Origin of the sequence: Francisella sp. 19S2-4 (genome assembly GCF_036281795.1) — a bacterium.
Taxonomy (GTDB): domain Bacteria; phylum Pseudomonadota; class Gammaproteobacteria; order Francisellales; family Francisellaceae; genus Francisella.
The window spans coordinates 1-12,116 of the sequence record NZ_JAWUZH010000057.1 but is presented as its reverse complement, the minus strand read 5'-3'; the positions used below and the strand labels follow the sequence as shown (position 1 = coordinate 12,116).

The following is a 12,116-nucleotide window of genomic DNA, read 5'->3' as shown; positions in this document are numbered from 1 at the left end:
TAAGGCTAAGTTTTTACTAAAAATAGCAAAAATATTCCTATTCATAGAAATTGAAAGATTTATTCAACAGTCTTTTAGATTTTGAATCTATTTATAGTACCAGTCTCTGGCTTAGTTTTTCAGCTGTAGTATTATTGGTTGTTATTTCAATGTTGCTACAACAATATAAGTCAAAATTAGCTCATTTTTTTATACCACAAATTTATCTAACAATATTTTTGATCCCTATCTCTGTTTATTATTTTGGTAGTTTCTCTTTAGTTTCGATTTTAGCAAATATTGTTGCTATTCCATTAGTAAGTTTTGTGATATTACCATTACTGTTATTTTGTTTAATTATTTCTTTTATAGGGATAAAGCTGTGGTTTATCCCTATATTCTTTTTAAAGTTGCTATATGTATATTTAGAGTTTTTGACTAAGCATATTCAGCTTGTAGAATATTGGAGTTATTTTTCACTAATTAGTCTAATAATTGTGCTTGTTGGAATTACTTTATTAATTTTCCCTTTTTCTAAGTCGGTTAGGTTGCTTGGATTAGTTATGTGTTTAGTATTTTTTCAACCGGTAGAAAATTTATCTAAGAAATATAAAAAATTTGAATTACATGTCTTTGATAATAAAGACCAAATGATCTTAATTCAAAGTGAAGGGCAAAGCTTTTTATATACATCTGCTAAGAATTTAGATAATGAATATATTTTGACTAATATTTTAGAAGCTTATTTGAAGGTTGTAGGAGTTAATAAGATCAACTACTTAATTGTTACTGGGAGTCAAAAGAGCTTAAGTTTGGAGGGTATTAAACAAATTGGTTCTGTAGAAAAAATTATTTCAAATATTGATTCTAATACTCCAGGACTAATTAAGTGTAATTATAAGAATAATTTATCATCTAATAATTTACATATTAGATTTTTATCAAATGAAAAAGATTGTTTTGTTGATATAGAGTACGAGAATAGAGAGTTTTTGTTATTCGATAATACAGACCTAAAGTCTCAAGAGAAAATTTATAGTTTATACAACAGAATAGTTTCTCCAAATATTATAGTTGCATCAACTAAATTATCTCCGAAATTCATTAGTAAGAGTCTTGACTATATTATCTATATTTCAGATAAACCAGAAGAATTACAAAAACTTAATGAGAAAGCCCTAAGTATTTTTGACACATATACAAATGGGGCTATAACAGTCTCAGTTGATCAAAGTAACAAATTAAGTGTTATTTCCCAGCTTAAAAAATATTAATAAAAATATTCTACTATTCTTATACTGCTATAGCTTAAATTCTATAAGAACAAATAATGATATTAAGCCGTTTAACTAAAATTAAATATTATTAATGAATATATTTACGAAGATCTTTTAAAATAGATGGTATAAGTGATACTATAAATACTAAAGAGTAAGTTTTGAAAGTATTATGATTAAAATTTTAAAGTATACTTATTATGCTTTGTTCTCTACGACTTGTTTTTTATCGAGTGGTGTAGTTACTGTTATTCCTGTATTTTTCTTTTCATTGATTAAGCTATTTGTGCCAATCAGAAGTGTGAAATATTTCTGTACATCGGCCGTTCAATACTGTGCGAGCTTGTGGGTTAGTTATGCTATTTTGATTACAAAACTTTTTTCACCAACAAAGATAGAATTTGAGCAAAATACTAATTTAGATAGAAATAGCTCTTATTTAATTATATGTAATCATAAAAGTTGGCTTGATACTTTTGTATTAATGTTAGCCTTTCATAAAAAAATAGCATTTCCTAAATTTTTTATGAAGTTTCAGGTATTTTTTATTCCTGTATTGGGCTTGATAGCATGGGCTTTGGAATTCCCAGCAATGAAAAGATATTCTAAAGAATACTTAGCATCAAATCCTGATAAGAAAGGTGAGGATTTAAACAAAACTTTTGAATACTGTAAGAGCTTATCTTTAAGACCTACAACAATAGTTAATTTTGTTGAAGGAACTAGATTTACACTTGAAAAGGCAAAAAAAAGCAATTTTAAAAACCTACTTAATCCTAAAGCTGGTGGCATAGCAGTAATATTAAAAAGCTTATCTGAAAGAATGGTTGGTATATTAAATACAACTATTGTCTATGATAATCCTGAACAGAATTTATGGGATTTTATGATTAGAAAGACTAAAAATATAAAAGTAAAAGTTGATTTTATACCTATTTCAGAAGTTCCTTTGGGAGATTATTTTAATAATGAGGAAGATAAGAAAAGCTTTCAAAATTGGTTAAATAATATATGGTATAATAATGATCAATATATTTCTCAACAACAGTTAGATATGCAAGCTAATTCTTAATGACCCTACAGAGATATAAAAAGTAAAATATTGTATAAAATAAATCATTAAGTTCTTTTTTAGAAAAGAATATTCGTTGTTTCGGAGGTTATTATTTTCATAATTTGAGCGGTATTACATCATCATAAAAGGTATATGCTAGATTTTGAGGTAATATAACCACTCTAGATTCTATTTCAAAGTTAAGGTTTAAGCTTTTGAGTAGTTTCGGAAGTTGTCTTCCTATCCAACCGTTGCGGATATCATTATCGCAATTATAGTTGATAATTTTCCTAACTAGTTGTTTGTTATCTATATTTATTGTATTAGTTTCCCAGTCGGGCTCTATTAAACATATATAGCCATTGTTTTTAGTGACTCTTTTTAGTTCTTTTAATGCCTGTGGTGGATTATCTAAATATAAAAATACTCTTTCTGCACGAGAGTAATCAAATGTATCATCATTAAAGCCTAAGTTGTGTATATCCATTTTTTCGAATTCTAGATTTCTAGTGGCGCACTGCTCTGAGCTTTTGAGTTAGCACTCTCTAAGAAATCACTACTTATATCAACAGCTCTACAAGTACTGTTAGGGAATTCTAGAGCTATTTTAATTGATTCAAATCCTGGGCTACATCCAGCATCTAAAATAGTAGCTTTGTCTAACTCTTTTATTTTACTTTTTGCTATTTGATTAAGTTCTTGAATTTGTCTAGTATAATTAAATTTCTCTAGTGCATCAATAAATACTTGTGATTGATTAGAAGCATCAATACTTTCAAACTTTTTAATATTGAAAGACGACATTATATAGATTAGTGACTTAGCCAAGTTATTTGAATAAATAAAAATAACGCTGAGTATATTCCCATGAAAATAAAAGGCATATATATTTCTAAAACTCTAATAGGTTTAAATGATCCTTTTTCCTCAGCAATATGTTCTTCTGTTAACCATACTCTCGATGGTAATCGTCTTTCTAATGAAGGAACAATGCTATTTTTAATTTGTATATGATGTCTGAAAAATCTAATAATTTTCCACCAAGCATAACAAAAAACAAGTCCTGCAAAATATGGTATAGTGATTAATATTGAAGACGGTGGATTTTCAACGTTAATATTATTACTAATAGCAAGAGCAACAATACCAACCAAGATTAGATTAAAAACTAAGAAGAAAAGGTTAATAACAATTCTTCTATAGCTAGTTCTATCAGTTAATTCAACATAAATCCTATACTGTTCTATTAAAAGAGCATTGTACTGTTCATTAGATAAATTGTTTTCATCTTCATTACTCCACAGTTTATCTTGTATTTCTTTGTGGCTTATCTTTTCCATTTTCTTACCTATTAGTTTATAACTCATAAATAGCTTACCAAAATAATGCTATTACATTTTAAGTAATTTATCAAATTATAAATAACCTTGAGGCTATCTTATTCTTTGGCCTGTAATTATATCAATAATTTTAGAAGGTTGCGATGCTTTTGCTTGAGTTTTTAGGACATGGATATTAGAAAATGTCTTATTTATGTTTTCAGGATTATTAATAAAATCCTGTCCAGAAATGTTTGCGCTTGTTGATATAATAGCATCATCAATATTTGAGCATATGTCTTTAACTACATTGGTATCTACCAAACGTATGGCAATAGTGGGTTTACCTCCTGTTAGCCATTGTATACTATTCTTACCAGGAACAATCCATGTGGTTGGAGTCTCTTGTTTTGTAGAGATTTTTTTAATTTGTTCTTTAGTTAATTTTGAAATATCGGCATATTTTAAAAGATGTTTGTAGTTATGAGATATTATTATAAATCCCTTACTAGAGTCTCTTTTTTTTAGATTTATAACTTTATCAATAGCAATTTTGGAAATTATACAGCTAAGGCCATAAACAGTATCTGTTGGAATACTAACAACTCGATTATTTCTTAGTTCTGTATAGATAGCTTGTATATCTTTTGTAAGCATTTTATTTGTGAGGAGTATTTTAATGTTGCTGCTAATTTTAGTATATTTTAGAAATAAAAAAACCTATAAGCTAAAAATAACTTATAGGTTCTTGGATTTAAGAAAGTGATTTAAGATTTAGATTCTTACTTCTTGCTTAGTTGTTCTTTAATAAGATCACCAAGAGTAGTAGGAGTCATTTGTTCTACTTTGTAGTTAGATTTGCTAGCAGAAGTATTATCTTCATCAACTGCTTTGATAGAAAGAGCTATGCTTCTTTTCTTAGCATCGATATTGATTATTCTAGCTTCTACTTCTTGACCTTCGCTTAATTCATCACGAACATCTTTTGTATGATCAACTGATACTTCAGCAATTCTGATGAAACCATCAATATTATTGTCTTCATCAAGCATAACAACAGCACCATTCTCTTGTACTTTAGTTACTTTACCTTTTACTAAAGAGCCTTTTGGATGAGTATTGATGAAGTTCTTGAATGGATCTTCAGAAAGTTGCTTCATGCTAAGAGCGATTCTTTCAAGATCAGTGTTAACAGAAACTAGTATAGCTTCTACTTCATCACCTTTCTTAAGCTCTTTAATCGCTTTAGCTGGGTTATCCCAAGAAACATCTGAAATATGTACAAGACCATCTATACCACCTTCAAGACCGATGAATACACCAAACTCAGTGATCGATCTGATTTTACCAGTAACTTTATCGCCTGTTTTGTAGTTTTTATCAAACTCACTCCAAGGATTTGGTCTACATTGCTTAATACCAAGAGAGATTCTATGCTTGTCAGCATCTAGCTCAAGTACGATAACTTCTACTTCTTGACCAATTGATACAGCTTTATGTGGGTTGATGTTTTTGTTAGTCCAATCCATTTCAGATGTATGAACTAAACCTTCAATACCTTCTTTAAGCTTAACAAAACAACCGTAATCCGTGATGTTAGTTACTGTACCCATTAGCTTAGCACCTACTGGAAGTTCATTAGCAATATTTAACCAAGGATCTTCACCAAGTTGCTTAATGCCAAGAGATATTCTTTGCTTATCTTTATCAAACTTAATTACTTTAACATCGATTTCTTGACCTATAGATAGAACATCTGTAGGGTGGCTGATTCTGCTCCAAGAAATATCTGTAATGTGTAATAGACCATCAACGCCACCAAGATCGATAAATGCACCGAAGTCAGTGATGTTTTTAACGATACCTTTAAGCACAGAACCTTCAGCAATTTTTTCTAGCATAGCATCTCTATCACCAGAGTTGCTTTCTTCGATAACTGCTTTTCTAGAAACAACGATGTTGTTTCTCTTAGTATCAATCTTAACAACTTTTAATTCGATATCTTTATCTTCTAAATGTGCTACATCTTTGATAGGTCTAGTATCAACTAATGAACCAGGTAAGAAAGCTCTAAGACCTTCTACATCCATAGTATATCCACCACGTACATGATTAGTGATTCTACCAAGGACAGTTTCATTGTTCTCAAAAGCATTTTCGATTCTATCCCAAAGCTCAATTTTCTTAGCTTTGTCTCTTGATAGTCTAGTTTCGCCGCAGCTATTATCTAGAGCTTCTAGAACAACGTTGATTTTATCACCAACAGCTACTTCTAGTTCACCATCATTATTTTTTAAAGAAGCTACAGGTATGAAAGATTCTGATTTAAGACCAGCATCAATCATTGCAAATTCTTTATCTATACTAACAACAGTTGCTTCGATGATTTTACCTATTCTCATCTCTGTTTGTTTTAGAGATTGTTCAAATAGTTCTTTGAAATTTTCTGACATTTTATTATTTCCATTTCCAGTGTGGTTGGTTTAACATGGTTTGCAAGCACCCACTGGCTTTTATAAAAAGCGCTAGCAAACAATTTTGTAATGTGTAATATTATCTAAGAGATATCTATTGTTCAAGGAAAATATAAAATATTTTATGTTGGGAGATTTTGGCAAACATATTTTTTTTATGCAAAAAGCTTATGAACAAGCTCTTTTAGCTTATGATGCTGGAGAGGTTCCTATAGGGGCAGTAGTTGTAGATCAGAATAATGAAATACTAGCTCAATCATATAATCAAACTATAACATTAAATGATCCTACAGCGCATGCTGAGATACTAGCTATAAGGGAAGCTACAAAGCTTTTGAATAATTATAGATTAGTTAATACAAAATTGTATGTTACTTTAGAGCCATGTATAATGTGTTTTGGTGCTTTAGTTCAAGCAAGAGTCACTAAATTGATTTATGCTTGTGATGATACTCGGGTTGGTGTTACATCGATACAGAAGCTTCATCAATGTAAAAATTTTAACCATAATTTTGAAATAATTAATGGTGTTATGAATCAACAATGTGGAGAGCTTTTAAGAAAGTTTTTCAAAGAAAGAAGAAAGTGAATTTATGAGCAAAGAAAAAATAGTTGTTTTGTATGGTGGAGAGTCTCCTGAAAGAGAAGTGTCTCTAAGTTCTGGAAAAGCTGTCTTGGATTCATTAGTGCGTCAAGGTTATGATGCTGTTGGTTTAGATGCTAGTTCAAAAGAGCTTGTTGTTAAGCTATTAGAAATAAACCCTACCAAATGTTTTGTTGCTTTACATGGCGAAGATGGTGAGAATGGTAGAGTTTCGGCATTATTAGAGATGCTAGGTATTAAGCATACCGGCTCAAGTATGAAGTCTTGTGTTATAACAATGGACAAAATGATTTCAAAAGAAATATGGATGCATCACCGTATGCCAACACCAATGGCAAAAATTCTTACTAGTAGATTGGTTAGTTCTGATGAGATTAGCTTTCCTGTGGCTGTTAAACCAATCAGTGGAGGTTCAAGTATTGCTACATTTAAAGTTAAAAATATTGATGAGTTAAAACCTGCTTATGAAGAGGCTTCTAAGTATGGCGAAGTAATGGTTGAACAATGGGTTACAGGTAAAGAGATAACGGTAGCTATAGTTAATGATCAGGTCTTTTCATCAATATGGATTGAACCATTAAATGAATTTTATGATTATGAGTCAAAATATAGTGGTAAATCAACATATCATTGTCCAAGTGGATTATGTCATGAAAAAGAATTAGAAGTACGTCAATTAGCTAAGAGAGCTTATGACTTACTAGATTGTAAAGGACATGCTAGAGTTGATTTTATTTATGATCAGGGTGAGTTTTATGTTATGGAAATAAACTCTTCGCCAGGAATGACAGCAAATAGTCTTTCACCTAAATCTGCAGCAGTTGAAGGTATTGATTTTGATAGTTTTGTTAAATTAATAATAGAACAGGCAAGATGATTAGTGCTGTACGTAAACTTTTAATATTAGGTTTGATACTATTAATATTGCTTAGCATCGCAATATATGTTGTCAGTAAAACTGATAAGACAATCTCAAGAGTTGATGTGGTTTCTAATGATGGTTTAGTTTATGTTTCAAAACAGGATTTAATAAATAAAGTTGATAAGCTTAGTAGTAAAGAGTGGTTTGATGTTAACACTGAGAGCATAGAGAAATATTTTCAATCATTTAAAGGAGTTGATTATACTTTAGTGAAAAAAGTATGGCCATCTACATTAGTTATATACTTATATGATCATAAACCTATTGCTTATTGGAATAATAATAAAATTTTATTAGATAATATGGACATTATTACTCCGCAAGTTTTTAGTTATGATGGTGAACTCCCTTATATAGAAAGTAATGATGATGATAGCCAAGATTATGTATATCAGGTTTATCAAGAATTAAATAATATTGCTAAGCAAAATAATACAAAAATAGTTAAAATTTATTATCAAGGGAATCAGTTTAGCTTACTTTTTGATAATAATATAAAAGTTATTCTTGGGTCAAAAAAACTACGTTCAAGATTAGAATTATTTTTTAATTCATATCAAAAAGTAAAAGATTATCAGTCAGCAGAATATTTCGATATGCGCTACAGTGATGGTTTTGCTGTAAAGTATAGGTAGAAAAGTATTTATGCTATTGGTTTTCTATAATTATAAGCTTATAATGTAATATAAGTGTATACTGAATAAAAAATATCTGTCTTAAAAATTGGGGCTAAATAAATGAGTTTTGGGAATAATAATTTTTGTGCTGTTGACCTGGGGTCTCATAAGGTGACTGTTGCGATTGGCCAACTTGCAGAAAATAATAGTATAAAAATACTGGGGGTTAGCCAGAAAAGATCTAAAGGTATAAAGCAAGGTTCTGTGATTAACCTTGAAATGGCGATGGAAACATTAAATGCAGCTTTAGATGAAGCTAAGAGTATAGCTGGTATTGATGTTAAAGAAGTTACTTTAGGAATAAGCGCACCAAGTATAAGTGGTTTTAACTCTTATGGTTTAGCGGCAGTAGATAATGGCGAAGTTAGCATGGATGACCTTGCAATGGCAATAAAAACGGCAAAAGCTGTGCCGATGTCTGCTGATACTGAAATGTTACATGTTTTACAAAGAGACTATGTTGTTGATGGCCAAGCTGGTGTTACAGAGCCAATAGGAATGTTTGCTGTAAGGCTAGAGTCTAATGTACATATTATAGTTGCCTCTTCACGTTTACTACAGAATGTTAGAAAATGTGTATCAAATTGTGGTTATAAAATAACTAGTTTAGTAGTTGAGCATTTAGCAGCAAGTAGTGCTACTCTTACAGAGAATGAAAAAGAGATGGGAGTTTGCTTAGTAAATATTGGGGCCGATTCAACGAGTTTTTCTGTATTCTCGGATGGTGGAATTTGTTATACATCTAGCATTACAACAGGTGGAAGCAGCATCTCTTCAGATATATCAAAAGTATTTAGACTTCCTATAGAGGCAGCAGAGAGCTTAAAGTTACAATATGGTTATGCTGCTAGTAAGTATCTTAAGAATCCTGATGAAAAAATAGATATTCCGAATTCTTTAGGGAATGCTAAAAAAAGGATATCACTACAAGATTTATCATTGGTTATAGAAGCAAGAGTTGAAGAAATATTTGAATCTTTATATAGAGAACTAGATCAAAATCGATTGCTTGAAGTAATTTCATCAGGAATAGTTTTTACTGGTGGTGGAGCAAAATTAAAAGGTCTTGCTAGACTTGCAGAAGACATGTTTAAGCTACCTGTAAGAGTGGGCGGTCCAATTGAAGTCAGCGGAGCAAATGAAGTGGTACATAATCCTTCTTACTCAACAGTTGTCGGCTTGTTAAAATATGCTTCTGAGAATTCTCAAGTAGGATCTGAACAAAATGTTGATGAAGATATGCTAGAAATTGATGAAGATACTGGGAAGTCTAAGAAAAAGATAATGTCATCTGTAAAAGGGTGGTTTTCAAATAATTTTTAAGATATAAAAAGGTTAGGAAAAATCTAAAGTAAAGGAGTATAAATATGTTTGATTTTAATGATTCAATGGTTTCTAGTGCCATAATTAAAGTTGTTGGTGTTGGTGGCGGTGGCGGTAACGCTGTACAACATATGTGTGAAGATGTTGCTGACGTTGAGTTTTTTGCCTTAAATACAGATGGTCAAGCATTATCAAAGTCAAAAGTTCAAAATGTTTTACAAATTGGTACTAATCTTACTAAAGGATTGGGTGCTGGTGCGAATCCTGAAGTTGGTAAAAGAGCAGCTACAGAAGATAGAGCAAAGATAGAGCAGCTACTAGAAGGTGCTGATATGGTTTTCATCACTGCTGGTATGGGTGGTGGAACAGGTACTGGTGGTGCTCCTGTTGTTGCAGAAGTTGCAAAAGAAATGGGTATCCTTACAGTTGCTGTAGTAACAAAACCTTTCCCATTTGAAGGTCCTAGAAGAATGAAAGCTGCTGAACAAGGTATAGAAGAACTAACTCAACATGTGGATTCTATAATTACTGTGCCAAATGAAAAGCTTCTAAGTGTACTTGGTAAAGGAGCTTCTTTATTAGATGCTTTTAATGCTGCTAATGATGTATTAGGAAATGCAGTAAAAGGTGTTTCTGAGTTAATCACTAAGCCAGGACTAATCAACGTTGACTTTGCGGATGTTAGAGCTGTGATGACTGATATGGGTCTAGCTATGATGGGTATGGGTCAAGCAACTGGTGAAAATAGAGCAAGAGAAGCTGCTGAAGCGGCTATTTCAAGTCCTCTTTTAGAAGATATCAACCTAGATGGTGCTAAAGGTGTAATTGTAAACATTACAGCTGGTATGGATATGTCTATTGGTGAGTTTGAAGAAGTTGGTGAAGTTATTAGATCTTTCATTTCTGATGAAGCAATCGTGATAGCTGGTACTGTTATTGATCCAGATATGTCTGATTCTATGAATGTAACAGTTGTTGTTACTGGTATAGAAAAAGTCGCTATGAAAAAAGGTTTTGGTATTGAGAAAAAACCTGTTTCTTCTAGCCAAGGATCAAGCTTTTCGAATAAGCCAAGCACTCCTTTTGTGAGAAATGAGTCTGAAGTTTCAGGTTCTAATGAGACATCAAAATCTGACTTTGGCTCAGCTGATAAATCAGATATCCCTAGCTTCTTAAGAAGAAGATAGCCTTTATAAGTTTTTCTCTTTTAATTTTAATAAATCAAATAATCAAATATATATACAATGATCTAAAATCTTAGCTTGTTCTATATCAATATAGTTTTTTGATATATATAATTTAAATATTAGTATTTTTATATATAAATAACTTATTATATAAATTATTGCATTGAACTTATTTCAGTATCTTACGATAAATATAATATTAATGAGATATACTGAATGAGTTTAGGATAATGAGTTCTAGATAAATTTTTTATAATAAGCAAATTTATATTTATAATTAAAAGAGGTTGAGGATGAAACAAAAAACAATAGCAAATGAGTTTTCTGTAACAGGTATTGGCTTACATTCTGGTGTAGATGTTTCTATGACGATTAAGCCAGCAGATGCGAATACAGGAATAGTATTTCGTAGAGCAGACTTAAATCCTGCAGTTGATATTAAGGTAACTCCTTTTAATATAAAAGAAGCTGTTATGTGTACTCTTTTAACAAAAGAAGGAGATCAAAACTTAGCGGTATCAACAATAGAACACTTGATGTCAGCTTTTGCTATGTTTGAAGTAGATAATGCGCTTGTTGAAGTCAATGCTCCTGAGCTTCCTGTTATGGATGGTAGCTCTTATGAGTTTACTCAGCTTTTAAAAGAAGCTGGTGTAGTAGGTCAGGATGAAAATAGAAAGGGAATCAAAATTTTAAAGCCTATTAGGGTTGAACATGAAGATAAGTTTGCTGAAGTACTACCTAGCGATACTCTTACATATGAGTTTAAAATACAGTGGGATCATCCTGTAATTGCAGCGACAAATAATCATATTATATTTGAATATAATCTTGATGAGTATATAAAAATGGTATCAAAGGCTAGAACATTTGGCTTCTATGAACAGCTTGCCTATCTTCACCAAAATAATCTTGCTAAGGGAGCATCTTTAGATAATGCTGTAGGCATTAGTAATGAAGGAGTTCTTAATGAAGGTGGATTACGTTATAGTGATGAGTTTGTTAGACATAAGCTTTTAGATGCTATTGGCGACTTCTATGTTGGAGGTTATATTTTAGGTCACTTTAATTGCTTTAAGTCAGGGCATACTCTTAATAATAAGCTGCTACATGCTATTTTTGCAGATAAGAGTGCATGGGAATATATTTAATTTAAGTTTTGAGGCTGTCCTAGATAAGCTCACTTTAAACTCTCTCTAACCCAGTGTCTAATTAGCTTTAGTTGTTCCTTAGAATCACTGTGATTAAATCTCCACTCACATTCCTTCAAAAACAAGTAAAAATGGCCTCTAGGAATACC

At 31.1% G+C, this 12,116-nt stretch carries 13 protein-coding genes and 1 pseudogene; 8 read left to right on the top strand and 6 right to left on the bottom strand.

The window, feature by feature from the left end; genetic code table 11:
* Positions 1–50 precede the first annotated feature (50 nt).
* Both R8535_RS09955 and R8535_RS09950 read left to right on the top strand, forming a co-directional pair.
* Positions 51–1,253 carry a ComEC/Rec2 family competence protein gene (locus tag R8535_RS09955; RefSeq protein WP_329498861.1) on the top strand — a complete coding sequence of 401 codons (1,203 nt, stop codon included), beginning with the start codon at positions 51–53 and terminating at the stop codon, positions 1,251–1,253.
* 175 nt (positions 1,254–1,428) lie between these two features.
* Positions 1,429–2,328 (top strand): acyltransferase, encoded by a 900-nt coding sequence (locus tag R8535_RS09950; RefSeq protein ID WP_329498859.1) that lies wholly within the window; start codon positions 1,429–1,431, stop codon positions 2,326–2,328.
* A 97-nt stretch (positions 2,329–2,425) separates the two neighbouring features.
* Here R8535_RS09950 and R8535_RS09945 read toward each other — a convergent pair whose 3' ends face one another.
* The 5 genes from R8535_RS09945 to rpsA form a co-directional block, all read right to left on the bottom strand.
* Positions 2,426–2,797 (bottom strand): methyltransferase domain-containing protein, encoded by a 372-nt coding sequence (locus R8535_RS09945; protein ID WP_329498857.1) that lies wholly within the window; start codon positions 2,795–2,797, stop codon positions 2,426–2,428.
* Positions 2,798–2,808: 11 nt separating this feature from the next.
* A complete protein-coding gene (locus tag R8535_RS09940) occupies positions 2,809–3,114 on the bottom strand; it encodes a class I SAM-dependent methyltransferase (protein ID WP_329498855.1) in 306 nt (101 codons plus the stop codon).
* An 8-nt stretch (positions 3,115–3,122) separates the two neighbouring features.
* Positions 3,123–3,650, bottom strand: a complete 528-nt coding sequence (locus R8535_RS09935; protein WP_329498865.1) for an intracellular proliferation membrane protein RipA — start codon at positions 3,648–3,650, stop codon at positions 3,123–3,125.
* A 93-nt stretch (positions 3,651–3,743) separates the two neighbouring features.
* Entirely contained in the window at positions 3,744–4,286 is a 543-nt protein-coding gene (locus tag R8535_RS09930; protein WP_329498853.1) for an L-threonylcarbamoyladenylate synthase, read from the bottom strand.
* Between the two features lie 125 nt (positions 4,287–4,411).
* Positions 4,412–6,082: a 30S ribosomal protein S1 gene (rpsA, locus tag R8535_RS09925; protein ID WP_329498852.1), complete on the bottom strand. Its 1,671-nt coding sequence runs from the start codon at positions 6,080–6,082 to the stop codon at positions 4,412–4,414.
* Positions 6,083–6,227: 145 nt separating this feature from the next.
* Here rpsA and tadA point away from each other — a divergent pair, with 145 nt between their 5' ends.
* The 6 genes from tadA to lpxC all read left to right on the top strand — a co-directional run bounded on the left by tadA (position 6,228) and on the right by lpxC (position 11,967).
* The gene (gene tadA, locus R8535_RS09920) at positions 6,228–6,692 is read left to right on the top strand and encodes a tRNA adenosine(34) deaminase TadA (protein ID WP_329498863.1); all 465 of its coding nucleotides are present in this window, start codon (positions 6,228–6,230) and stop codon (positions 6,690–6,692) included.
* 4 nt (positions 6,693–6,696) lie between these two features.
* Complete coding sequence (locus R8535_RS09915; protein ID WP_329498851.1) at positions 6,697–7,584, top strand: D-alanine--D-alanine ligase; 888 nt, start codon at positions 6,697–6,699, stop codon at positions 7,582–7,584.
* Entirely contained in the window at positions 7,581–8,264 is a 684-nt protein-coding gene (locus R8535_RS09910; RefSeq protein WP_329498849.1) for a cell division protein FtsQ/DivIB, read from the top strand. Before R8535_RS09915 ends, R8535_RS09910 begins: the two co-directional genes overlap by 4 nt.
* A 102-nt stretch (positions 8,265–8,366) precedes the next feature.
* Entirely contained in the window at positions 8,367–9,629 is a 1,263-nt protein-coding gene (ftsA, locus tag R8535_RS09905; protein WP_329498846.1) for a cell division protein FtsA, read from the top strand.
* 44 nt (positions 9,630–9,673) lie between these two features.
* Entirely contained in the window at positions 9,674–10,816 is a 1,143-nt protein-coding gene (gene ftsZ, locus R8535_RS09900) for a cell division protein FtsZ (protein WP_329498844.1), read from the top strand.
* Positions 10,817–11,109: 293 nt separating this feature from the next.
* Entirely contained in the window at positions 11,110–11,967 is an 858-nt protein-coding gene (gene lpxC, locus R8535_RS09895) for a UDP-3-O-acyl-N-acetylglucosamine deacetylase (RefSeq protein WP_329498842.1), read from the top strand.
* Between the two features lie 29 nt (positions 11,968–11,996).
* Here lpxC and R8535_RS09890 read toward each other — a convergent pair.
* Positions 11,997–12,116: pseudogene (locus R8535_RS09890) on the bottom strand (IS1595 family transposase); the annotation flags it as partial.

What these genes read in the sequence shown, in the direction of transcription:
- R8535_RS09950 (WP_329498859.1), top strand. Translation starts at nt 1,429, where the DNA reads ATGATTAAAATTTTAAAGTATACTTATTATGCTTTGTTCTCTACGACT.
- R8535_RS09945 (WP_329498857.1), bottom strand. Translation starts at nt 2,797, where the DNA reads ATGGATATACACAACTTAGGCTTTAATGATGATACATTTGATTACTCT.
- R8535_RS09940 (WP_329498855.1), bottom strand. Translation starts at nt 3,114, where the DNA reads ATGTCGTCTTTCAATATTAAAAAGTTTGAAAGTATTGATGCTTCTAAT.
- R8535_RS09935 (WP_329498865.1), bottom strand. Translation starts at nt 3,650, where the DNA reads ATGGAAAAGATAAGCCACAAAGAAATACAAGATAAACTGTGGAGTAAT.
- R8535_RS09930 (WP_329498853.1), bottom strand. Translation starts at nt 4,286, where the DNA reads ATGCTTACAAAAGATATACAAGCTATCTATACAGAACTAAGAAATAAT.
- rpsA (WP_329498852.1), bottom strand. Translation starts at nt 6,082, where the DNA reads ATGTCAGAAAATTTCAAAGAACTATTTGAACAATCTCTAAAACAAACA.
- tadA (WP_329498863.1), top strand. Translation starts at nt 6,228, where the DNA reads ATGTTGGGAGATTTTGGCAAACATATTTTTTTTATGCAAAAAGCTTAT.
- R8535_RS09915 (WP_329498851.1), top strand. Translation starts at nt 6,697, where the DNA reads ATGAGCAAAGAAAAAATAGTTGTTTTGTATGGTGGAGAGTCTCCTGAA.
- R8535_RS09910 (WP_329498849.1), top strand. Translation starts at nt 7,581, where the DNA reads ATGATTAGTGCTGTACGTAAACTTTTAATATTAGGTTTGATACTATTA.
- ftsA (WP_329498846.1), top strand. Translation starts at nt 8,367, where the DNA reads ATGAGTTTTGGGAATAATAATTTTTGTGCTGTTGACCTGGGGTCTCAT.
- ftsZ (WP_329498844.1), top strand. Translation starts at nt 9,674, where the DNA reads ATGTTTGATTTTAATGATTCAATGGTTTCTAGTGCCATAATTAAAGTT.
- lpxC (WP_329498842.1), top strand. Translation starts at nt 11,110, where the DNA reads ATGAAACAAAAAACAATAGCAAATGAGTTTTCTGTAACAGGTATTGGC.